19 protein-coding genes are annotated in these 22,898 nt (G+C 67.5%); 13 read left to right on the plus strand and 6 right to left on the minus strand.

Going from position 1 to position 22,898, the window contains the following annotated elements:
- Window positions 1-38 precede the first annotated feature (38 nt).
- Genes AC5JLE_RS09655 through AC5JLE_RS09665 form a run of 3 tightly spaced genes read left to right on the plus strand, consistent with a single transcriptional unit; the run spans window position 39 to window position 2,400 of the window.
- Entirely contained in the window at window positions 39-293 is a 255-nt protein-coding gene (locus tag AC5JLE_RS09655) for a FeoA family protein (RefSeq protein ID WP_496065249.1), read from the plus strand.
- Entirely contained in the window at window positions 290-2,155 is a 1,866-nt protein-coding gene (feoB, locus tag AC5JLE_RS09660; RefSeq protein WP_496065250.1) for a ferrous iron transporter B, read from the plus strand. Before AC5JLE_RS09655 ends, feoB begins: the two co-directional genes overlap by 4 nt.
- The gene (locus AC5JLE_RS09665) at window positions 2,155-2,400 is read left to right on the plus strand and encodes a DUF6587 family protein (protein WP_049440085.1); all 246 of its coding nucleotides are present in this window, start codon (window positions 2,155-2,157) and stop codon (window positions 2,398-2,400) included. The genes feoB and AC5JLE_RS09665 overlap by 1 nt, the downstream gene beginning before the upstream one ends.
- A gap of 132 nt (window positions 2,401-2,532) precedes the next feature.
- Here AC5JLE_RS09665 and AC5JLE_RS09670 read toward each other — a convergent pair whose 3' ends face one another.
- From AC5JLE_RS09670 to AC5JLE_RS09685, 4 genes are all read right to left on the minus strand, one after another.
- Window positions 2,533-2,994 (minus strand): DUF4304 domain-containing protein, encoded by a 462-nt coding sequence (locus tag AC5JLE_RS09670; RefSeq protein ID WP_241883827.1) that lies wholly within the window; start codon window positions 2,992-2,994, stop codon window positions 2,533-2,535.
- A 147-nt stretch (window positions 2,995-3,141) separates the two neighbouring features.
- Window positions 3,142-3,723, minus strand: a complete 582-nt coding sequence (locus tag AC5JLE_RS09675) for an NAD(P)H-dependent oxidoreductase (protein ID WP_241883828.1) — start codon at window positions 3,721-3,723, stop codon at window positions 3,142-3,144.
- Window positions 3,724-3,778: 55 nt separating this feature from the next.
- The gene (locus AC5JLE_RS09680) at window positions 3,779-4,174 is read right to left on the minus strand and encodes a MerR family transcriptional regulator (protein WP_014646990.1); all 396 of its coding nucleotides are present in this window, start codon (window positions 4,172-4,174) and stop codon (window positions 3,779-3,781) included.
- Between the two features lie 4 nt (window positions 4,175-4,178).
- Window positions 4,179-4,940: a 3-oxoacyl-ACP reductase gene (locus tag AC5JLE_RS09685; RefSeq protein WP_496065251.1), complete on the minus strand. Its 762-nt coding sequence runs from the start codon at window positions 4,938-4,940 to the stop codon at window positions 4,179-4,181.
- Window positions 4,941-5,030: 90 nt separating this feature from the next.
- On the opposite strand from AC5JLE_RS09685, the gene dapB reads away from it, so the two are divergent.
- The 5 genes from dapB to AC5JLE_RS09710 all read left to right on the plus strand — a co-directional run bounded on the left by dapB (window position 5,031) and on the right by AC5JLE_RS09710 (window position 12,000).
- Complete coding sequence (dapB, locus tag AC5JLE_RS09690; RefSeq protein WP_414614089.1) at window positions 5,031-5,750, plus strand: 4-hydroxy-tetrahydrodipicolinate reductase; 720 nt, start codon at window positions 5,031-5,033, stop codon at window positions 5,748-5,750.
- A gap of 335 nt (window positions 5,751-6,085) precedes the next feature.
- Entirely contained in the window at window positions 6,086-7,213 is a 1,128-nt protein-coding gene (gene carA / locus AC5JLE_RS09695) for a glutamine-hydrolyzing carbamoyl-phosphate synthase small subunit (protein ID WP_014646993.1), read from the plus strand.
- A 149-nt stretch (window positions 7,214-7,362) separates the two neighbouring features.
- The gene (carB, locus tag AC5JLE_RS09700; protein ID WP_496065252.1) at window positions 7,363-10,605 is read left to right on the plus strand and encodes a carbamoyl-phosphate synthase large subunit; all 3,243 of its coding nucleotides are present in this window, start codon (window positions 7,363-7,365) and stop codon (window positions 10,603-10,605) included.
- An 8-nt stretch (window positions 10,606-10,613) separates the two neighbouring features.
- A complete protein-coding gene (gene greA / locus AC5JLE_RS09705) occupies window positions 10,614-11,078 on the plus strand; it encodes a transcription elongation factor GreA (RefSeq protein WP_026347191.1) in 465 nt (154 codons plus the stop codon).
- Window positions 11,079-11,082: 4 nt separating this feature from the next.
- The gene (locus AC5JLE_RS09710; RefSeq protein ID WP_014646995.1) at window positions 11,083-12,000 is read left to right on the plus strand and encodes a Regulatory protein, RpfE type; all 918 of its coding nucleotides are present in this window, start codon (window positions 11,083-11,085) and stop codon (window positions 11,998-12,000) included.
- 112 nt (window positions 12,001-12,112) lie between these two features.
- Here the strand turns inward: AC5JLE_RS09710 and AC5JLE_RS09715 are convergent, their stop codons facing one another.
- Window positions 12,113-13,153: a DUF1176 domain-containing protein gene (locus tag AC5JLE_RS09715; RefSeq protein WP_134966490.1), complete on the minus strand. Its 1,041-nt coding sequence runs from the start codon at window positions 13,151-13,153 to the stop codon at window positions 12,113-12,115.
- Between the two features lie 147 nt (window positions 13,154-13,300).
- Here AC5JLE_RS09715 and recJ point away from each other — a divergent pair, with 147 nt between their 5' ends.
- Together recJ and AC5JLE_RS09725 are read left to right on the plus strand one after the other, a co-directional pair.
- Entirely contained in the window at window positions 13,301-15,058 is a 1,758-nt protein-coding gene (gene recJ, locus AC5JLE_RS09720; protein ID WP_496065253.1) for a single-stranded-DNA-specific exonuclease RecJ, read from the plus strand.
- A 142-nt stretch (window positions 15,059-15,200) separates the two neighbouring features.
- Complete coding sequence (locus tag AC5JLE_RS09725) at window positions 15,201-18,113, plus strand: DUF2135 domain-containing protein (protein ID WP_496065254.1); 2,913 nt, start codon at window positions 15,201-15,203, stop codon at window positions 18,111-18,113.
- 102 nt (window positions 18,114-18,215) lie between these two features.
- On the opposite strand, the gene AC5JLE_RS09730 is transcribed toward AC5JLE_RS09725, so the two are convergent.
- Window positions 18,216-19,415: an acyltransferase family protein gene (locus tag AC5JLE_RS09730; protein ID WP_496065255.1), complete on the minus strand. Its 1,200-nt coding sequence runs from the start codon at window positions 19,413-19,415 to the stop codon at window positions 18,216-18,218.
- Window positions 19,416-19,590: 175 nt separating this feature from the next.
- On the opposite strand from AC5JLE_RS09730, the gene AC5JLE_RS09735 reads away from it, so the two are divergent.
- The 3 genes from AC5JLE_RS09735 to AC5JLE_RS09745 all read left to right on the plus strand — a co-directional run bounded on the left by AC5JLE_RS09735 (window position 19,591) and on the right by AC5JLE_RS09745 (window position 22,586).
- Entirely contained in the window at window positions 19,591-20,451 is an 861-nt protein-coding gene (locus tag AC5JLE_RS09735) for a LytTR family DNA-binding domain-containing protein (RefSeq protein WP_032959458.1), read from the plus strand.
- Between the two features lie 70 nt (window positions 20,452-20,521).
- A protein-coding gene (prfB, locus tag AC5JLE_RS09740; RefSeq protein WP_099479803.1) for a peptide chain release factor 2 occupies window positions 20,522-21,647 on the plus strand; the annotation gives its coding sequence in 2 pieces (ribosomal slippage) (window positions 20,522-20,596 and window positions 20,598-21,647; 1,125 coding nt in all).
- A gap of 156 nt (window positions 21,648-21,803) precedes the next feature.
- A complete protein-coding gene (locus AC5JLE_RS09745; RefSeq protein WP_032959457.1) occupies window positions 21,804-22,586 on the plus strand; it encodes a helix-turn-helix transcriptional regulator in 783 nt (260 codons plus the stop codon).
- Window positions 22,587-22,898: the final 312 nt, after the last annotated feature.

Consider the following 22,898-nt stretch of genomic DNA (forward strand, 5'->3'; position numbering starts at 1 on the left):
AATCGAGAACCATTTACATCCAGCAGAGAACACGCTAGATGACGCTGTCCGAACTGCCGCTGCACACCTCGGCCGTGGTCGAGTCCGTGCAGGACCTGCATGCCAACGATGCCATTGCCCGTCGCCTGCGCGAGCTGGGTTTCGTGAATGGCGAGGAAGTGCGCTTGGTGGCCAAGGGCCCGGTGGGCGGCGAGCCGCTGCTGGTGCAGGTCGGGTTCACCCGGTTCGCGCTGCGGATCAGTGAAGCCAAGCGGGTCGTGGTCGACGCCGCCAGCCGGGAACGACGTGCATGACCGCAATCGCCGCCACCGCCGCCCTGCGCATCGCGCTGGTCGGTAACCCCAACAGCGGCAAGACCGCGCTGTTCAACCAGCTGACCGGCAGCCGGCAGAAGGTCGCCAACTACACCGGCGTCACCGTCGAGCGCAAGGAGGGCCGCCTGCGCGCGCCGTCCGGCCGTGAATTCGCCGTGCTTGACCTGCCGGGCGCCTACAGCCTGCATCCGGCCAGCCTGGACGAGGCGATCACTCGTGACCTGTGCCGGGGCTTCTACCCGGGCGAGGCCGCGCCGGACGTGCTGCTGTGCGTGATCGACGCCACCAACCTGCGCCTGCACCTGCGCTTCGCGCTGGAACTGCGCGAGCTGGGCAAGCCGATGGTGGTGGCCCTGAACATGGTCGACGCGGCCCAGCGCCGCGGCATCCAGGTGGATGTGGCCGCGCTGGAGCGCGAGCTGGGCGTGCCGGTGGTGGAGACCGTGGCGGTGCGCAAGCAGGGCGCCAAGGCCCTGGTCGAGCGCCTGGACGCCATGGTGCCGCACCTGGATGCACCGGTGCCGGGCCCGGAAAGTGGCATCGATTACCACGCCAAGGTGCGCGGGATCCTGTCAGTCGCCGTGCGCATGCCGGCACGGACCGCGAAGATCGACGACGCGCTGGACCGCTGGCTGCTGCACCCGGTGTTCGGCCTGGTCAGCCTGGCGGTGGTGATGTTCCTGATCTTCCAGGCGGTGTACGCCTGGGCGACGCCGCTGATGGACGGCATCGAGGCTGGCTTCGCCTGGCTCGGCACCTTTGTTGGCAGCCTGCTGCCGGAAGGCCCGCTGGCCAGCCTGCTGACCGACGGCATCATCGCAGGCGTCGGCGGTGTGGTGGTGTTCCTGCCGCAGATCCTGATCCTGTTCTTCTTCATCCTGGTGCTGGAGGAGTCCGGCTACCTGCCGCGTGCGGCGTTCCTGCTCGACCGCATGATGGCGGCCGCCGGCCTGTCCGGCCGCTCGTTCATCCCGCTGCTGTCCAGCTTCGCCTGCGCGGTGCCGGGCATCATGTCCACGCGCAGCATCCAGGACCCGCGTGACCGCCTGGCCACGATCCTGGTGGCGCCGCTGATGACCTGCTCGGCGCGCCTGCCGGTGTACGCGCTGCTGATCGGTGCGTTCATTCCGCAGAAGACGGTGTGGGGCGTGTTCAACCAGCAGGGCCTGGTGCTGTTCGGCCTGTATGCGGCGGGCATTCTCAGCGCGCTGGCGATGTCGTGGATCATGAAGAAGTGGCGTCGCGACAAGAGCGAGCACCCGCTGATGCTGGAGCTGCCGTCGTACCGCCTGCCGCATGTACGCGACCTGGCGGTGGGGCTGTACGAGCGCGGCATGATCTTCCTCAAGCGCGTCGGCGGCATCATCCTGGCGCTGACCATCCTGCTGTGGGTGCTGCTGTCGTTCCCGGCGGCACCTGCCGACGCCACGATGCCAGCCATCGACTACAGCTACGCCGGCCAGATCGGCCATGCGATGGCGGTGTTCTTCGCGCCGCTGGGCTTCAACTGGCAGATCTGCATCGCGCTGATCCCGGGCCTGGCCGCGCGCGAGGTGGCGGTGTCTTCGCTGGCCACCGTGTATGCGCTGTCGGCCGCCGATGACGATGCCGCCAGCCAGGCGCTGACCCCGCTGATCAGCGATGGCTGGTCGCTGGCGACCGCGCTGTCGCTGCTGGTCTGGTACATCTACGCCCCGATGTGCATCTCGACGCTGGCCACCATCAAGCGCGAGACCAATTCGTGGAAGCAGATGGGCTTTGCCGCGTTCTACCTGTTCGCAGCGGCTTATGTGGCCGCACTGATCACCTACCAGGTGACCAGGGCGCTGGGAGGCGGCTGATGGATACCGGCCTGCTGATCCAGTACCTGATCATCGCGGTGGCCGTGCTGGTCAGTGCCTGGGTGGTGCTGAAGAAGCAGTTCCCCGGCACCGTGCGCACGCTGCGCGGGGCGCTGGCGCTGGCCCTGCTGAAGCCGGGCCGCGCCGCCTGGCTGCAGGCGCTGGGGCGGAAGATCGCGCCGCCGGCAACGGGCGGTGGTGGTGCCTGTGGCGGTTGCGACAGCTGCGGGCCGAGCAAGAAGTGAAGTAGCGTCGAGCCTGTTCGGCTGCGGCCGCCTGGTGGGCGCGAACCTTCGGCCGGTGGGTGCGGGCCTTCGCCCTGTGGGTGCGAACCTTGGCCCTGTGGGTGCGAACCTTGGTTCGCACGCTCTCGGGGTTCAGACCTCTCTGCGGATGATCGCCCGGAAGTTCCCGTCCCGGTTCAATCGCCGCACCGATTCCCTGTTCCCATGGGCTGCCGCGAAACCCGCCACGTCGGCCAGGGCATCGAGCAGCAGGGCCTTCAACGCGTCGCGGTTACCGGCCTCCAGCAGATCTTCAAGATCCTGCTGGATGAAGGTCCGGCGCAGGCCCGGCGTTTCTTCGATGCGCCAGTCGACATGGGGCGTGGGGATGCTGGAGCGGTACCGGAAAGCCGTTTCAAGATCGTCAGGCGCGAGGGGATACTCGAGCAGCTCCGGAAAGTAGAGTCCAGCATTCACATAGAAGCCCCGGCTTTCGCTGGCGCGCTGGTGATTCACGACAAGCAGCGCGGCGTCCAGCAAGCGATAGCGGGTCGTCGACGTACCGGCAAAGCCGGTCTTCCTGGCGCACTTGCTGAAGACGGTCGAGGATTTCATGGGCTTTGCCTGGGCCGTAACAAGGGCCCACAGCCTTGAGGCGCAGTGCCTGACGGTCAATTGGCAAACGCGACACCCGCAACGAGCGCCCCAGGTGGGTGCGAACGCTCCAGGTGGGTGCGAACCTTGGTTCGCACGCTCTTCCAGCTAGTTGGCCCGTGAGCCCAGCTCCGCTGCCAACGCCAGCCACCAGTTGCGTTGCTCCGGCGAGCTGCTGCGCACCGCACCGAGTCGGCTGACCCGCACCGGGCGGATGCCGCAGAATTCCAGAATAGTGGCGCGGATCTGGGTGATGCCCGGGTCGCGGTAGATCCAGCGGTAATACCAGGGCGGCGTATCCAGCGTGGTGATCACCCGTGCGCTGCGACCGGCCAGCAGCCGGTCCCACCAGACTGAATCGCGCCGGTCGCGGAAGGCGTACCCCGGCAGCAGCACGCGATCGAAGAAGCCCTTCAGCAGCGCCGGCATCGCGCCCCACCAGGTGGGATAGACCAGCACCAGATGGTCGCAGGCCTCGATCGCATCCGCAGTGTCCTGCAGGTCGGCTTCCAGCGGCTGGATCTGGCGGTAGCCATGGCGCAGCACCGGATCGAACTCGAGTTCGCCCAGTGCGATCAGGCGCACCCGATGGCCAGCATTCTCGGCGGCGGTGGCGTAGCGCTGGGCGAGGGCACCGCACAGGCTGTCGCGGTCGGGATGGCCGAGCAGGATCAGGATGGAACGGGACACGGCAACCTCGGGCAATGGAAAGTGCGCGAGGTTGGGCTATGCCCTTGGGGCAGAGTCAACCACCAGCGGCGCAGCCGCTGGGTTCCAGGATGCAGTCACCGCTGCCGGAGTGCAGCCACTGCCGCAGTTCGTCGCTGACCTGCTGCAGGTCGAGCTCGACCTGCGCCAGCCGTGCCCGCTCGCTGGCGATGCGGCTGCGTTGTTGCTCGAGCAGGGCCAGCACCGCGGGCCAGTCGAGCCGTCCGTCGCGGCCCTGCAGGCGGGAGATCGCGGCCAGGGTGATGCCCAGCGCCAACGCCTGGCGGATCAGCTGCACCCAGGCCACATCCTGTTCGCTGTAGTCGCGATAGCGGTTCAGCCGCGGCACCGGCGGCAGTAGTCCGCGCGCCTCGTACAGGCGGATGGCCTTGGCGCTGGCGCCGGTCAGGCGGCTGACCTCGGAAATGCGCATTGGCTCAGTCCCGCACCAGCCCGCCATCGACCACCAGGTTCTGCCCGGTCACCGCGCGCGACCAGGGGCCGGCGAAGAACAGCGCGGCATCGGCGAATTCTGCTGGCGTGGTAACGCTGCGCAGTGGCGTGTTGGCGGCGATGTAGTCGAACACTGCCTCCGGCGTGGCAGCGCTGGCATCGGTGGTGCGCAGCAGGCCGCCGGACAGCATGTTCACGGTGATGCCATGTGGGCCGAGGTCGCCGGCCAGCGTGCGCGTGAGGGACAGTAGCGCGGCCTTGGCGGCGGTGTAGTCGTGGTAGGGCACGACCGGGTTCTGGAACAGGTTGGTGCCGATGTTGATGATGCGGCCGAAGCGGCGGGCCTGCATGCCGGGCAGGGCGGCCTGCACGGTGTTCAGCGCGCCGCGCACGCTGCCCTCGAACTGCGCCTGGAAGGCCGGCCAGCCGATGGTGGCGGCACCATCGCGGGCATCACCATTGAACGAGAACGCGGCGAGCGCGTTGTTGACCACGGTGGTGACGCCCTGGCCGAAGTGGGCCAGGGCGTGCTGCAGCATTGCATCGACCTGGCTGCGGTCGGTGACGTCGGCCGGCAGCGCGATCGCCTGTCCGCCCAGCTCGGCGGCCAGCGCCCGTGCGGGGCCTTCGCTGCGGTGGTAGTTGACGATGACGCGCGCACCCTGCGCCGCGAACGCGCGGGCGATGTGCTGGCCAAGGCCGCGGCCGGCGCCGGTGATCAGCACCAGCTGTTCGCTGATCTGCATGAAGGGGCTGCCATCCATTGCATGAAAGGGCATGCAGCGTAGCAGTGATGGCGCTTGCCGGAGCAGGCGTGCTGCCGCTAGCCTGCAGGCATGAACCAGACTCCCCTGCGATTGCTCATTCACGGCGCCTCCGGGCGCATGGGCCAGGCCCTGCTGCGGCTGGCCGCCGAACATCCCGAAACCCTGCAGATCGTGGCTGCAGTGACCGGCCGTGCGCCGGCACAGCGCGTGGTCGACGGCGTGCCGTTCTTCGGCGCCAGTGAGCTGCCCGGCGCGCCGGTGTTCGATGTGGCGATCGACTTCAGCCTGCCGGAGGGTTTCGACCCGATGCTGGCGTTGTGCGTGGAACGCCGCGCGGGGCTGGTGTCGGGCACCACCGGTATCTCCAGCACGCAGCGCCAGGCGCTGGAGGCCGCGGCGGCGAAGATCCCGCTGGTGTGGGCCTCGAACTTCAGCCTGGGCGTGGCGGTACTGGACGAGCTGGTGGAGCGCGCGGCGCAGGCGCTGGCCGGCTGGGACTGCGACATCGTCGAATCGCACCACACCCAGAAGAAGGATGCGCCATCGGGCACCGCGCTGACCCTGGGCGCGGCCGCGCAACGGGGCGGGGCGGAGCCGCACTACGCCAGCCTGCGTGCCGGTGACATCGTGGGCGAGCATCTGGTGCAGTTCACCGGTCTGGGCGAGCGCATCGAGCTGGTGCATCGGGCCACCAACCGCGACATCTTCGCCCGCGGCGCCCTGTTCGCCGCCCGCCAGCTGCAGGGGCGGGCGCCGGGCAGCTACCGGGTGCGGGACCTGCTGCAGTAGGGCGGGCTGATTCGTGGGGTCGGATCCCTTTCCTGCGGAAAGGGCTCTGACCCCATCCGAGGGCGCCTGGGGTCAGAGCCTTTCCCATTCGGGAAAGGATCCGACCCCGCCTCCGGCCCGCATACGCCGCCGGATTGAAATGAATGCGCAATCGCCTGTTCATGAAGCGCGATAACCGCTGGCGCGAGCGCCCCGGCAGCGCTACAATTCGCACTCGCCGAATCACGAAAGCCGGACCGGTCCCAGACCGTACGTCCGCGCTTTTTTGCAACCGGATTTCCGTGAAGCGCAGGCGTGACTTCGGCAGCCCCCTCGGTAGCCAAAGTGAGATTCCCGTGACCCAAGCCGCAATCCTCGTCCTCGAAGACGGCACCGTATTCGAGGGCGAATCCGTAGGCGCGCCCGGCCTGTCCGTCGGTGAGGTGGTGTTCAACACCGCCATGACCGGCTACCAGGAAGTGCTGACCGACCCGTCCTACGCCCGGCAGATGGTCACGCTGACCTATCCGCATATCGGTAACACCGGCATGACCGACCAGGACAACGAAGCGTCCAAGGTGTGGTCGGCCGGCCTGATCGTGCGCGACGTTCCGCGCCGCCCCAGCAACTGGCGCAGCCAGGTGTCGCTGCAGGACTGGCTGATCCAGCGTGGCGTGGTTGCCATCGCCGGCATCGACACCCGCAAGCTGACCCGCATCCTGCGCGAGAAGGGCGCGCAGAACGGTGCGCTGATGGCCGGCGACATCGACGTGGAAAAGGCACTGGAAGCCGCCCGCAAGTTCCCGGGGTTGAAGGGCATGGATCTGGCCAAGGTCGTCACTACCGAGAAGACCTACACCTGGACCGAGGGCCAGCTGGACCTGGATGCCAACGCTTTCGTCAGCGTGCCGGCCCGGTTCAAGGTCGTGGCCTACGACTTCGGTGTGAAGACCAACATCCTGCGCATGCTGGCCGAGCGTGGCTGCGAAGTGACCGTGGTACCGGCGCAGACCCCGGCCGCCGAAGTGCTGGCCCTGAAGCCGGACGGCGTGTTCCTGTCCAACGGCCCGGGTGACCCGGAGCCGTGTGACTACGCCATCGAAGCGATCAAGACCTTCATCGATGTGAAGATCCCGACCTTCGGCATCTGCCTGGGCCACCAGCTGCTGGGCCTGGCCTCGGGCGCGCAGACCATGAAGATGGGCCATGGCCACCACGGTGCCAATCACCCGGTGCAGGACCTGGACAGCGGCCGGGTGATGATCACCTCGCAGAACCACGGTTTCGCGATCGATGAAGCGACCCTGCCGCCGACCCTGCGCGTGACCCACCGCTCGCTGTTCGACGGCACCAACCAGGGTGTCGCCCGCACCGACGTGCCGGCGTTCTCGTTCCAGGGCCACCCGGAAGCGTCGCCGGGCCCGACCGATGTCGGTCCGCTGTTCGACCGCTTCGTGGTGCTGATGGAGCAGGCCAAGGCGTGATCAGTACGCCGCCGGCCCCCCGGTGGCGTCGCGATGGACCGTAAACCCCGCATCGCTGCTGCCCCCGGCGCGGCGCTGCGGATCAAGATTCCTGATCGACAGCGTGCGATCACTCCCCCTTGTCACGCTGTACTGACTTAGAGAAGAAAATGCCCAAGCGCACTGACCTCAAGACCATCCTCATCATCGGTGCTGGCCCGATCGTCATCGGCCAGGCCTGCGAGTTCGACTACTCCGGCGCCCAGGCCTGCAAGGCCCTGCGTGACGAGGGTTACCGCGTGGTGCTGGTCAACAGCAACCCGGCCACGATCATGACCGACCCGGAGATGGCCGACGCCGTCTACATCGAGCCGATCAACTGGCAGACGGTCGAGAAGATCATCGCCAAGGAAAAGCCCGATGCGCTGCTGCCGACCATGGGTGGCCAGACCGCGCTGAACTGCGCGCTGGACCTGGCCGACAACGGCGTGCTGGAGAAGTACAACGTCGAGCTGATCGGCGCCAAGCGCGAAGCGATCCGCATGGCCGAAGACCGCGAGCTGTTCCGCGTGGCCATGGGTGAGATCGGCCTGGAATGCCCGACCGCCGCCGTCGCCCACACCCTGGACGAAGCGCTGGAGATCCAGACCCGCGTCGGCTACCCGACCATCATCCGCCCCAGCTTCACTCTGGGCGGCAGCGGTGGCGGCATCGCCTACAACCGCGAAGAGCTGGTCGAGATCGTCAGCCGCGGCCTGGAGCTGTCGCCGACCACCGAAGTACTGGTGGAAGAGTCGGTGCTGGGCTGGAAGGAATTCGAGATGGAAGTGGTCCGCGACACTGCGGACAACTGCATCATCGTCTGCTCGATCGAAAACCTGGACCCGATGGGCGTGCACACCGGTGACTCGATCACCGTGGCGCCGGCGCAGACCCTGACGGACAAGGAATACCAGCGCCTGCGCGATGCCTCCATCGCCGTGCTGCGCAAGATCGGCGTCGATACCGGTGGCTCGAACGTGCAGTTCGGCATCAACCCGAAGACCGGTCGCGTGGTCGTCATCGAGATGAACCCGCGCGTGTCGCGTTCCTCGGCGCTGGCCTCCAAGGCCACCGGCTTCCCGATCGCCAAGGTCGCCGCCAAGCTGGCCGTGGGTTACACCCTGGACGAACTGAAGAACGAGATCACCGGCGGCCTGACCCCGGCCTCGTTCGAGCCGTCCATCGACTACGTCGTCACCAAGATCCCGCGCTTCGCCTTCGAGAAGTTCCCGGCTGCCGACGCCCGCCTGACCACCCAGATGAAGTCGGTGGGCGAGGTGATGGCGATGGGCCGCACCTTCCAGGAGTCGGTGCAGAAGGCCCTGCGTGGCCTGGAGACCGGCAAGGTCGGCTTCGATCCGACCGGGCTGGACCTGGCCAACGAAGACGACCTGCAGACCCTGCGCCGCGAGCTGAAGGCGCCTGGCCCGGAGCGCCTGTTCTTCGTCGCCGATGCGTTCCGCGCCGGCATGAGCGTGGAAGAGATCTACGCACTGTCGTTCATCGATCACTGGTTCCTGGACCAGATCGAGGAAATCATCGCTGCCGAAGCTGAAGTCGCTGCCGGTGGCATCGACGCGCTGGACGCTGCACGCCTGCGCAAGCTGAAGCGCGCTGGCTTCTCCGACGCACGCCTGGCGCAGCTGACCGGTACCAACGAAGCCGCCATCCGCGCGCTGCGTCGTGCGCACAAGGTACGCCCGGTCTACAAGCGCGTGGATTCCTGTGCCGGTGAATTCTCCACCGGTACCGCCTACCTGTACTCGACCTACGAGGACGAGTGCGAGGCCGCGCCGAGCAACCGCGACAAGATCATGATCCTGGGCGGTGGCCCGAACCGCATCGGCCAGGGCATCGAGTTCGACTACTGCTGCGTGCACGCGGCACTGGCGCTGCGCGAGGATGGCTATGAAACCATCATGGTCAACTGCAATCCGGAAACCGTGTCGACCGACTACGACACCTCCGACCGCCTGTACTTCGAACCGCTGACCCTGGAAGACGTGCTGGAGATCGTCGAGCTGGAACAGCCGAAGGGCGTGATCGTGCAGTACGGCGGCCAGACCCCGCTGAAGCTGGCGCGCGCGCTGGAAGCCAACGGCGTGCCGGTGATCGGCACCAGCCCGGACTCGATCGACCTGGCCGAAGACCGTGAGCGCTTCCAGCAGCTGGTCGACACGCTGGGCCTGAAGCAGCCGCCGAACCGTATCGCCCGCAACGACCAGGAAGCCCTGCTGCTGGCCCGCGAGATCGGCTACCCGCTGGTGGTGCGCCCGAGCTACGTGCTGGGCGGCCGTGCGATGGAAATCGTCTACGGCGAAGCCGACCTGGCCCGCTACGTGCGCGACGCGGTGAAGGTGTCCAACGATTCGCCGGTGCTGCTGGACCGCTTCCTCGACAATGCTGTCGAGTGCGACGTCGACATCATCGCCGACAAGGATGGCAACGTCCTGATCGGTGGCGTGATGGAGCACATCGAAGAAGCTGGCGTGCACTCGGGCGATTCCTCCTGCTCGCTGCCGCCGTACTCGCTGTCGGCTGAAACCCAGGCCGAACTGCGCCGCCAGGTGGTGGAGCTGGCCAAGGCCCTGAACGTGGTCGGCCTGATGAACACCCAGTTCGCGATCCAGACCAGCGACGACGGTGCCGACACCATCTACCTGCTGGAAGTGAACCCGCGTGCCTCGCGCACCGTGCCGTTCGTGTCCAAGGCCACCGGCATGCCGCTGGCCAAGATCGCCGCCCGTTGCATGGCTGGCAAGAGCCTGGCCGAGCAGGGCGCAACCAAGGAAATCGTGCCGGACTACTACTCGGTGAAGGAAGCGATCTTCCCGTTCGCCAAGTTCCAGGGCGTCGATCCGATCCTTGGGCCGGAGATGCGCTCCACCGGTGAAGTGATGGGCGTCGGCCGCACCTTCAACGCCGCCTTCGCGCGGGCGCAGGAAGCCGGCGGCATCAAGGCCCCGCCGGTTGGCAAGGCCTTCGTTTCGGTCCGCGATCCGGACAAGAAGCGCGTGCTGCCGGTGGCCAAGGCGCTGCTGGCGCGTGGCTACAGCCTGGTCGCCACCCGTGGCACCGCCGCCTGGCTGCAGCAGCACGGCATGGACTGCGAGATCATCAACAAGGTGGTCGAAGGCCGTCCGCACATCGTCGACTCGATCAAGAACGGCGAGATCGTCTACATCGTCAACACGACCGAAGGTCGTTCGGCGATCAACGACTCGTTCTCGATCCGTCGCGAGGCGCTGCAGCATCGCGTCACCTACTCGACCACCATTGCCGGCGCCAAGGCGCTGGTGGATTCACTGGAATTCCGCGGCACCGGTCCCGTCTGGTCGCTGCAGGAGCTGCACAAGGAGTTGAATGCATGAGAGCCCCCATCACCATGAAGGGCGCGCAGAAGCTGCGCGACGAACTGGATCACCTGAAGTCGGTCAAGCGCCCGAAGGTGATCGCCGCTATCGCCGAAGCGCGTGAGCATGGCGACCTGAAGGAGAACGCCGAGTACCACGCCGCGCGCGAGGAACAGGGCTTCATCGAAGGCCGCATCAAGCAGCTGGAAGGCGAGCTGTCGCACGCCGAGATCATCGACGTGAGCAAGCTCAACGCCGGCTCCAAGGTGGTGTTCGGCGCCAGCGTGACGCTGGCCGACGTGGAAACCGACGAAGAGAAGAAGTACCAGATCGTCGGTGACCTGGAAGCGGACATCAAGCTGGGCCTGATCGCGATTTCCTCGCCGGTGGCGCGCGCGATGATCGGCAAGCTGGAAGGCGATTCGATCGTGATCGACGCCCCGGCCGGCCAGCGCGAGTACGAGATCGTCAGCGTCAGCTACGTGGACTGACACGGTGGCAACGGCGACCCTGCTGTTGCCGGCCCGCAGCCGCTTTGCCGCGGCTGCGTTGCCGGACGATGTGGCACGTGCGCTCGGCCGTGCCACGACCGTGCAGGTCGCGCCGGGCGAACGCGCGCAGCTGACGCGCCATTTCGCGGTTGCCGCGCCGCACTGGCCGGTGGCCGCGTTGACCCGCCAGCGCGACGTCGGCGATGCGGCCGGCGCCAGCTGGCTGCGTGCCGATCCGGCCTGCATGGTGCCGGACATGCATGGCGCGCGGATGATGGCCTACGGCGAAACGCTGCGGCCGACGCTGGCCGACAGCCTGGCCCTGCTGCCGGTGCTGCAGCCCTTGTTTGCCGATGCCGGGTTCGTGCTTGACGCACCTGACCCGTCGCGCTGGTACCTGCGGCTTCCAATCGACCTGGTGCTGCCGGACTTCAATAGTCCGGACGAGGTGCTGGGCGATGACCTGTTCTCGCATCTGCCGGAGGGCGAGGGCGGCCGTCGCTGGCGGGCGCTGATGACCGAAGCGCAGGTACTGCTGCACAACCATTCCTGGAACCAGCAGCGCGCCGCGCAGGGACAACAGCCGATCAATTCGCTGTGGTTCTGGGGCGGTGGCGTGATGCCGGTGTCGGTCAGCACGCCGCACGCACAGGTGCGCAGCCGCGATGCCCTGCTGCAGGGCCTGGCCCTGGCGGCTGGCGTAGCCGTGGATGGCGAGCAGGCGGTGGATGCACTGGTCGACCTGCGCCAGCTGCGTTCGCTGCAGCAGCTCGGCAATGATGCAATCCGGCCGCTGCTGGCCGCGCTCAAGCGTGGCGAGCTGCAGCGGCTGGTGCTCGATTTCGAGGACGGCCTGCAGTTCCAGCTGGACCGCGGCCAGCGCTGGCAGTTCTGGAAGAAGCCGCGGCAGCTTCACGATTGATCGGGGTCGACCGATCGGGGTCGGATCCGTTTTCCATCGGAAAACGGCTCTGACCCCCAGGGTTTGTCGGGGTTGCCGACCAGCGGCCGGCACTACCGCAGGTAGCGGCGCCTCAACGGACCTCGCTGACCACCGTCGGCAGTGTCCAGTGCCCGCCGAGCATATTGCGACACTGGCCCGTCGTGAAATCGCTGCTCTTCACGAAGCGCTCCCCGTCCCACACCCAGTCATTGGCGGAGATGCAATCGCCGACACCGCGGCCTCGGGAGCGGCCTCGCAGCGTAGCGTCATCGCGGTCAAAATCTTCGGCCAGGTTGGTGACAAAGGTCGCCTGGTACGGCGATCTGTCTCGCACCACCCAGTAGGCGTTGCTCATGTTGTAGGCACCCACGAAGCAACTGGTGCTTGCCAGTACATGCTGGGCGTCCAGTCGCTGGATCTCGATCTCATCTGTCCCGCCATCGCTCAGGCGGCCGCACTCATCCGGCTTCGGCAGGCTGGCGATCAGCGCCTTGCGCAGGCCCGGTGCCTTGGCCAGCGCCGCGTCCGAGGCGCGCGGTGCCATCAGCGTGCCGCGCACGATCACTGGTACCGGCAACGCCGCAGGCACGCTCGCTTCGGGCTTGTCGCCACGCCGCACCAGCGCACCGGGCGTGCCCAGCCGGCCCTGGGCCTCGTCCATCTTCAGCAGTACGGCCGCTGCGCCGCTGTCGGAGATCGGCCACGCCTTGCCCTTGCCGTCGATGATCTCGATGCGTGCCTGGCGCGGCAGTGCGGCGACCAGTGCATCGGTCTGTGCCTGCTGCAACAACACGTTGTCCCCGTCGCCGGTGTCGTGCACCGGGCCCAGGTCCTTGCCGTTCAGGCGCAGGCGCAGCGCCCCGGTCGGCGTCGGGCTTTCGCCATCCTCGCCATTGCGCAGCCGCGCGAGCACCTTCGTAGCCGGGCCGCCCGCGCGTTCCAGCATCAGGCTGAGCAGATTGCCGGGTTCTTCCGGGCTGTAGCCGGCGGCGCGGCAGGTGCGGGTGTTGTCACAGGCCAGCGACCAGTCGTTGTGCTGGAACTGCACGCCGGCCTTCGGTTCGGGTGTGGCGGCGTGGGCGGCCGGGGCCAGGGCGAGGCCCAGCAGCGCGGGAAGCAGCGTGCGATGCATGCGTTGAAGTCCATTTCAGGGCCGACAAGCATGGAAGATATGCTGGCAGATTCCAAATGCTCGCGATCAGGGGGGGGAGCCTCCTGCGGGCAGAGAGATCCGACCCCGCGCTATCATGGGGATGTCTTCCGCAACCCGGCGATGCCGATGTCCCTTGCCGCCGATGCTGTGCAGCCATTCCCTGATACGCCGACGATCCGCCGCCGCGATGCGGTTGCGCCCGGCAGCTGGCCGGAGGGCACGCTGCCGCTGCTGGCGCGTCTCTATGCCAACCGGGGCGCGGGTACACCGGAGTTGGCGCAGCCGAAACTGGGCAATCTGCACGCCCCCGAGCTGCTGACCGGCATCGATGATGCGGTGGGCCTGCTGATCGAGGCCATGGCCAATGACAAGCGCATCCTGGTGGTCGGCGATTTCGATTGCGATGGCGCCACCGCCTGTGCGGTCGGCGTGCGTGGCCTGCGCATGCTCGGCGCGCAGCATGTCTTCCACGCGGTGCCGAACCGAATGGTGCACGGCTACGGCCTGTCGCCGTCGCTGGTGGAGGAGCTGGCCGAGCTGCAGCCGGACCTGCTGGTCACGGTCGACCACGGCATCGCCTGCCATGCGGGTGTGACCGCGGCCAAGGCGCGGGGCTGGCAGGTGCTGGTCACCGACCATCACCTACCCGGGCCGCAGCTGCCGCCGGCCGATGTCATCGTCGATCCCAATCTCGACGGTGATGCCTTCCCCAGCAAGTCGCTGGCCGGCGTCGGCGTGATCTTCTACGTGCTGATGGCGCTGCGCCGGCACATGCGCGAGGCCGGCGTCTTCGCCGATGGCAAGGGGCCGGACCTGACCACGCTGCTAGACCTGGTGGCGGTCGGCACCGTCGCCGACCTGGTGGCGCTGGATCCGAACAACCGGGCACTGGTCAGCGCGGGCCTGCGGCGTCTGCGCGCGGGGCAGGGCTGTGTCGGCCTGCGTGCGCTGATCGAAGCCAGCGGCCGTGATGCCGCGCGGCTCACAGCCACCGACATCGGCTTCGCGCTCGGCCCGCGCCTGAATGCCGCGGGCCGGCTGGAAGACATGGCGCTGGGCATCGCGCTGCTGCTGACCGAAGACCCGCGCCAGGCGCGCGAGATCGCGCAGACGCTGGAGCAGATCAATTCGGAACGGCGCGCCGTGCAGCAATCGATGACCGATGACGCCGAGCAGGCGTTGACCCGGGTGGTGCTGGACATGGCCGGTCAGCGACCGGTGGCGGCCTGCCTGTTCGATGCCGACTGGCATCCGGGCGTGGTCGGCCTGGTCGCGTCGAAGATGAAGGACCGCCTGCATCGCCCGGTGATCGCCTTCGCGCCGGCCGAACCTGGCGCCGACACCCTGCGAGGCTCGGCGCGCTCCATTCCCGGCCTGCACATCCGTGACGCCCTGGCGCTGGTCGATGCGCGCCACCCGGGCCTGATCGAACGCTTCGGTGGCCACGCCATGGCGGCCGGCCTCAGCCTGCGGCGTGACCACATCGATGACTTCAAGGCCGCCTTCGTCGCGGTGGTGCTGGAGATGCTCGATCCGGCGGCACTGCAGCAGCAGGTGCTCAGTGACGGCGAACTGGCGGCGGACGAGCTGGACCATCGCCACGCCGATGCGTTGCGCCTGGCCGGGCCGTGGGGCCAGGGTTTTCCCGAGCCACTGTTCGACGGCCACTTCGAAGTGGCCAACTGGCGCGTGCTGAAGGAGCGTCACCTGAAGCTGGAACTGCGCCTGCCCGGCGTACCCGGCACGATCAACGCCATCCATTTCGGCGGCTGGCACGGCAACGCGCCCGGTCGCCATGTGCATCTCGCCTATCGCCTCGCCTGCGACGACTATCGCGGCGGCAGCGCCATCCAGCTGATCGTGGAGCACTGCCTGCCCGCATGAAAAAAGGGGACGGAGGGGATTAAGTCGCTTGTGCCTTGTTTGCCACTTGCGACTTAATCCCCTCCGTCCCCTTTTTGGGGGCGCCAACCCCATTACGGTTGCTGGTGCGTTCAAAGGTTCACGATCCCACTGGAGTCCGCTCATGGTCTTCGTCCGTTGCTGCACTGTGTTGTTGCTGGCCCTCGCGGCCTGGCCCGCTGGCGCGCAGTCGCCGCCGATCTCCCGGCCGCAGGCCAGCATGCCTTTGCTGATTGCCCCGGCCGCCGAGCAGGCGGTGCAGCTGCGACACGCCCACATCGAAGGCGAAGTCCAGGCCGGCATCGCCCAGACCCGGATCACACTGGAATTCCACAACCCGAACCGGCGCGTGCTGGAGGGCGAGCTGCAGTTCCCGCTGGCCGACGGTCAGCAGGTCAGCGGCTTCGCGCTGGATATCAACGGCGAGATGCGTGACGCGGTGCCGGTGCCCAAGGATCGCGGCCGCCAGGTGTTCGAGGAGATCGCCCGTCGCGGGGTCGACCCGGGCCTGCTGGAACAGACCGCTGGCAACCAGTTCCGGTTGCGCATCTACCCGCTGCCGGCCGGCGGTAGCCGGCGCGTGGAGCTGGTGATTCGCGAGCCGTTGGCCTTCGCCGGCCAAGGCTGGCAGTGGACACTGCCGCTGCAGTTCGCCGCCGGTGCAGCCTCGGTTGAGCTGAAACTGCAGGCCCCCGACACGGCCACCGCGGGTACGGCGCCATTCCGCATCAGCGCGGGCCAGCTGCAGTGGCAGGGCAGGGGCGCGCAGCTGCCGCAGCAGCTGCAGTGGAGCCTGCCGGCAGCCCGACAGGCACAGGTGCAGGTGGCGCCCTGGCAGGACGGCCATTACCTGTTGGCGCAGCTGCCGGTGGTGGCCAGCAGCACGCCGCGCACGTTGCCCAGCGAGATCGGCCTGCTGTGGGACGGCTCCGGTTCGGCGGGACAGCGCGATCGCTCGCGTGAGTTCGCCCTGCTGGATCGCTACTTCGCTGCGATGGGTGACGGCACCGTGGCCTTGACCGTGCTGCGCGATCGCGCCGAGCCGGTGCGTCGATTCCGCATCCGCGCCGGCAACTGGAACGAGCTGCGCGCAGCACTGCAGGCCGTGCGTCCGGACGGCGCCAGCGCACTGGCGCAGTGGCAGCCGCAGCCGGGCGTGAAGGAATACCTGCTGGTCAGCGATGGCCTGCTGACCTATGGGCCGGAACAGCTGCCGGCGATGGCGCCGGACCAACGCCTGTTTGCGGTCAGCAGCGCCGTTGCGCGCACCGATGCCGTGCGACTGCGTGGTTGGAGCGAAGCGCATGGCGGCCGCTTCGTTGCGCTGGGCAAGGATGTCGATTCGGCGGCACGTGAGCTGCTGTCGTCGCCGCTGGATGTGCAGGTCGATGCGGGGCGCGGCGTGCAGGACGTGGTGATCGATCGTCGCAGTGAAGCCCAGGGCTGGCTGTGGCTGCATGCACGACTGGCGGCCGACGGTGTGCCGATGCGGGTGCGCGTGGGTGGCGGCGAATGGCAGGCGCTGCCCGCCACGCAGAAGAGCAAAGACGGTGAACTGCTGGCAGGCTTGTGGGCGCAGGCGCGCCTGCAGCAGCTGGCCGCCGACCGCCGTGGCAACCGTGAGGCGATGCAGCGCCTGTCACAACAGTTCGGCCTGGTCGGGCCGGATACCTCGCTGATCGTGCTGGAGACGCTGGAGGACTACCTGCGCTATGCGATCCGCCCTTCGGGTACGTTGCGCGCCGAATACGACGCCAGGTTTGCAGTGCAGGTAAGTGATCGCGCCGCAGCCGATCGCCAGCGCCTGGATGAAGTGGCCGCTCGCTGGAAGGAGCGCCAGCAGTGGTGGAACCGCAGCTGGCCGAAGGGGGCGCCGCCGCAGGCCAGGGAAACGGCGCTGGAGGTTGCATCCGTGGACTCTGCAGCCGAATCCGCCCCCGTGGCGATGCTGGCAGCCCCTGCGCCTGCCCCGCCGCCTGCGCCTTCACCGATGGCAGCGGCGGCCGAGCAGCGCATGGAAGCCAGCAGCGCGCGTGCGCGTCGCTCAACGCCTGCATCGAACAAGGCCCTGGATTCAATCACGGTCACTGGTGGCCGTGTCGCTGCGCCCGCTGCCGCCAACGACGGCCAACTCGGCATCCAGCTGGCGGCCTGGCAGCCGGACTCGGCCATCGCCCGGCGCCTGCGCCAGGGTCCGCCGTCGCAACTTTACGACCGCTATCTGGCCGAGCGCGATGCCCACGCCGACAGCAGCGCGTTCTTCCTCGATGTGGCCGACCTGCTGCTGGAGCAGGGCCAGCGCGAACTGGCACTGCGGGTACTGTCGAACCTGGCCGAGATGGATCTGGACAACCGGCATCTGCTGCGCGTGCTCGGCTACCGGCTGATGCAGGCTGATGCCCCGGCACTGGCGGTGCCGGTGTTCGAGCAGGTGCTGGCGATGGGCCAGGAAGAACCGCAGAGCTTCCGCGACCTGGGCCTGGCGCTGGCAGCGGCCGGCAAGCCGCAACAGGCGCTGGCGCCGCTGTACCAGGTGGTGGTGCGGCCGTGGGACAGCCGCTTCGATGGCATCGCCCTGATCGCATTGGATGAGCTGACCAACCTGGTGGCGCGCAGCACGCCACGGCTGGATACCTCGGCCATCGACCCGCGCCTGCTGCAGGCAATGCCGCTGGACCTGCGCGTGGTGCTGTCCTGGGATGCCGACAACAGCGACATGGACCTGTGGGTGACCGACCCGAATGGCGAGCGTGCCTACTACGGCAACCGCCAGACCTACCAGGGCGGGCGGATGTCGGAGGACTTCACCGGCGGCTATGGCCCCGAGCAGTTCTCGCTGCGCAACGCCAAGCCGGGCAAGTACAAGGTGGAAGCGAACTATTTCGGCAGTCGCCAGCAACTGGTGACCGGTGCGACGACGCTGATGCTGCGCCTGACCACCCATTGGGGCACGGCCAAGCAGAAGGACCAGATGGTGACGATGCGGCTGAAGGATCGCGCCGAAACCGTGCTGGTGGGCGAGTTCGAGGTGCGTTGATCGCTCGGGCACCCGTGTAGAGTCGAGCTGGCTCGACTGCCTTGATGTAGCGCCGGGCACATGCGCGGCTCATGGCAGAGGCAGCCGAGCGCGGGCTCGGCTCTACACTACTGCGGTGCGCGCCATTGGCGCCGCCGGCGGATTCGCACGCAGGCCGAACACGGGCCGCAGCCAACGCACGCGACGGATCAGCAGTTCGTGGATCAGCAGGCAGCCGCCGACAGTACCGGCCAGCAGCAGGGCCGGTTCCATCCACGGGCCCAACTGAAGTGGCTTGAGCCAGAACAACAGCACGATGATCAGGCTCTGGTGCAGCATGTACCAGGGATAGATCGCCTCGGTGCAGTACGGCAGCCAGCGGAACGGGCGATCGAGGAAGACCTTTCCCCAGCCGAGGATGGCCAGCAGCGCGGTCCATACGTAAAGCGACTGGCTGGCCCGGCCCTGCAGGTCCCAGAACGGTTCGGGCCATTGCCGCAGCGAGGAGTCAGCCGGCAGTACCTGGCCAAGGATGCGCAACCCCAGATACCAGCCGACGGCAGCCAGCGCCAGCCATAGCGTGGTGCGGCGCAGGGCGACCACGCGCTCCCAGAACACCGGTTCACGACCCAGCAGGTAGCCGGCCAGGAACACCGTCGCGTACTTCGCGTGCTGGTACCAGTCGCCGAGCAGGGCATTGGTGGACGGGTAGATCGGCTCCAGCCAGGTCACCCAGGCCAGCAGCAGGGCGGACGGAAGGCCGATCAGCAGCATCGGCGATGCTGCGCAGAGCGCCATCGCGCGGCGAACCACCGCCGTTCCCAGCAATGGCATCAACAGGGCCAAGGCCAGCGTGTAGTTCCACAGATAGGCCAGGTACCACAGGTGGTTCCAGGTAATGCCGTACTGCCAGCCGGCGAAGCTGCCTTCCGGCCACGGCCGCACCTGCCAGTAGCGCAGCAGGAACTGGCCGAAGCCGGGTGCCACGTGGCCGTTGGCCACGCCTTCGCAATAGGGCTGGATCGGCACGATCACGAACATGCCGAACAGCAGCGGCAGCAGCAGCCGCCAGGTGCGCAGGCCGGCGAAGCGCAGCAACCTGCCTTCCGGCCGCATCAGCGCGATGGCGATACCCGAGATCAGGAACAGCAGCGACATCCGCCAGCGGTTGACGAACAGCATCGGCCACTGCAGCCATTCGGCGGTATGCACGCTCTTGAGGTGAAAGCCCCAGTCGTCCACGTAGGCCATGGCGGTGTGGTAGAGGATCAGCAGGGCGAAGGCGAACACGCGCAGGGCGTCGATGTCGTAGCGTCGGGTCATGGTGGTGGTGTGCCGGAGAATCGAGCCAAGGTGACGCCGCCCGGTCCGTGCGGCGACTGGCAAGGGGCCGCTGGAACCGACGCAGTGACCAATGGCGGGGGTGGTGGGATCAATGGAGCCGCTACCCTTTGTCCCTTGAGGCAGGCTGGAGCACCGCAACGACATGGATGCAGCAATGACCCAAGGCCGACCATCGCGCTGGCGTACTTCAACCCGCCTGCTGGTATGGGCGGCGATCCTGTCGGCCTCGGCAGTGACCAATGCGCTGGTGGAAGTGATGGACGCCAGTCGCCGCGGCGCCGATCTCGGGCTGTGGGAGCCGATGATCTGGGAGTTCAGCAGCCTCGGCCTGGTCCTGTTGACCCTGCCGCTGCTGTGGTGGGGCTGCGAGCGCTGGCCGCTGCATGCCGATACCTGGAAGCGGCGGTTGCCGCTGTATCTGCTGGCCAGCGTCGGCTGGTCGCTGCTGCACGTGGTGGGGATGGTGCTGCTGCGGCACCTGGCCTACGGGTCGCTGGGCCATCGCTACCAGGATGATGCCGGCTGGCTGGAGCGTTTTGCCTACGAATACCTGAAGGATGTACGCACGTTTGCGATGTTCGTGGCACTGGAGCACTTTGCCAGCTGGTTCGGCCGGCGCAGGCAGGGCGAGGCGAGCCTGCTGGCCGAGCCGGACGTCGGCCCGCCGGTGGAGCCGGTCGAGCGCCCCCAGCACTTCCTGGTGCGCAAGCTGGGCAAGGAGTTCCTGGTCGCCACGGCCGACGTGGAGTATGCCCAGGCCGCGGGGAACTATGTGAACCTGCGGGTACGCGGCCACGACTATCCGCTGCGGATCACCATGGCGGTGCTGGAGCAGCGGCTCGACCCGGGCGAGTTCCTGCGCCCGCACCGCAGCTGGCTGATCCATCGGGGCCAGCTGCGCTCGATCGAGCCGCTGGACGGTGGCGAGGCCCTGCTGCACATGGCCGACGGGGCGAAAGTGCCGTGCAGCCGGCGCCAGCTGCCGCTGCTGCGGCAGGCGCTGGGGGCAGGGTGAGGCCCTCATTCCGGGCACCCGCAGCCTGCGGTATCATTACCAGTCATCTTTTGAATGCATAACCGCCGACATGATCGAACTGAATCCTGTCCGCCAGCGCATCACCGATCTGACCGATCGCGTGCTGTCGCTTCGGGGGTATCTTTGACTACGACGCCAAGAAAGAGCGTCTTGAAGAAGTAACGCGGGAGCTGGAAAGCCCCGACGTCTGGAACAACGCCGAGTACGCCCAGAACCTGGGCCGCGAACGTTCCAGCCTGGAAAAGACCGTGGGCGGCATCGCCTCGGTGCTCGATGGCCTGAACGATGCCACCGAGCTGCTGGAGCTGGCCGAGTCCGAGCAGGACGAGGAAACCGCCCTGGCCGTGGTCGCCGACCTGGACAAGCACCAGGCCCACGTGGAGAAGCTGGAGTTCCAGCGCATGTTCTCCGGCGAGATGGACAATGCGGCGGCGTTCGTCGACATCCAGGCCGGTGCCGGTGGTACCGAAGCCCAGGACTGGGCCGAGATCCTGCTGCGCATGTACCTGCGCTGGTGCGAGTCGCGCGGCTGGAAGACCGAACTGATGGAAGTGTCCGGCGGCGACGTTGCTGGCATCAAGTCGGCCACGCTGCGCGTGGAAGGCGACTATGCCTATGGCTGGCTGAAGACCGAGACCGGCGTGCACCGCCTGGTGCGCAAGTCGCCGTTCGACTCGGACAACCGCCGCCATACCAGCTTCACCTCGGTGTTCGTGTCGCCGGAAATCGACGACAACATCGATATCACCATCAACCCGGCCGACCTGCGTACCGACGTGTACCGTTCGTCCGGTGCCGGTGGCCAGCACGTGAACAAGACCGAGTCGGCGGTGCGTATCACCCACATCCCGACCAACATCGTCGTGGCCTGCCAGACCGGCCGCAGCCAGCACCAGAACCGCGACAACGCGATGAAGATGCTGGCCGCCAAGCTGTATGAACTGGAGATCCAGAAGCGCAACGCCGAGAAGGACGCGGTGGAAGCCACCAAGTCCGACATCGGCTGGGGCAGCCAGATCCGCAACTACGTGCTCGACCAGAGCCGCATCAAGGACCTGCGCACCGGCATCGAACGGTCGGACACGCAGAAGGTGCTGGACGGCGACCTGGACGAGTTCGTCGAGGCCAGCCTGAAGGCCGGCCTGGCCGTGGGCTCCAAGCGCGTCGATGCCTGATCGGCGCGCCTGCGCGGATATCGTCACCCTCGTGCGCAACGCCGAGGGTGGCTGATCACGCTTCCGGTGTGGGGCCGAGACCATGCTCGGCTGCTGTTGGCGCAGTAGCAGATGCGTCGAGCATGGCTCGACGCTACAACGGGTACGGCGGTAGCGATGATGCGCAGCGAAAGTGAACGCAAGGAACTCGGCGGCTTTCTCAAGGCCTGCCGCGCCCGTGTCGATCCTGCCACGCTCGGCCTGCCGGCCGGGCGCCGGCGGACCCCGGGCCTGAAGCGCGAGGAAGTCGCGCTGGCGATCGGGGTGAGCGTCAGCTGGTACACCTGGATCGAGCAGGGCCGTGAAGTGCGCGCCTCGCCCGAGGTGCTGGAGCGCCTGGCGCAGGTGCTGCGCATGAGCGACGACGAACGCGCCTACGCGTTCGCGCTGTCCGGCTACGGCGTGCCGCTGGAATCACCGGACGAGAGCGTGACTGACGGCTTGCGCCAGCTGGTGGAGGCGATGCAGCCGATCCCGGCCTATGTGCGCAACACCCGCTTCGACATCCTGGCCTGGAACCCGGCCATCGCCGATCTGTTCGTGGACTACAGCCAACTGGCGCCGCATGAGCGCAACACGCTGCGGCTGATGTTCCTGTACCCGCCGTACCGCACGCTGATCCTCAACTGGGAAGAAATGACCCGCGGCCTGCTGGCAGGCTTCCGTGCGGCGATGGCGCAGGCGCCGGACAAGGCGCCGTTCCTGGCGCTGGTCGAGGACCTCGCCGCGCACAGCGAGGAATTCCGCCAGTGGTGGCCGGAGCACGACGTGCGCCGGTTCGATGAGGGTGCGAAGAAGCTGAACCATCCCACGCGCGGGCTGCTGGACCTGCAGTACGTGGCGCTGGTGCCGGAGAGCCGGCACGATCTTTCCCTGGTGACTTACCTGCCGCGTAGGTAGTGGGTGTTCGGCAGGGCTTGCAGCCCTGCACCTGCTCAATGCAACGGCCAAAGCCAGAGCCAGAGCTAGAGCTGGATTCCGTGGGTTGGCGGGGCGGTGTCGGAGTGCGGGGACGCCATAAACCCGTCCCTGGGGGCTTGGCAGCCGCATCCATGCGGCTGACACCCCGCACTCCGACACCGCCCCACCTTTGAAAGGTTCACGCGGCTGTTGGTAGGTGTCGACCTTGGTCGACACATCTGTCAGATATTGAGTGAATTCATCCACGCATGACGTGGATCTACCGTGTCGACCAAGGTCGACACCTACCGG

The sequence above is a fragment of the Stenotrophomonas sp. genome (assembly GCF_059505245.1).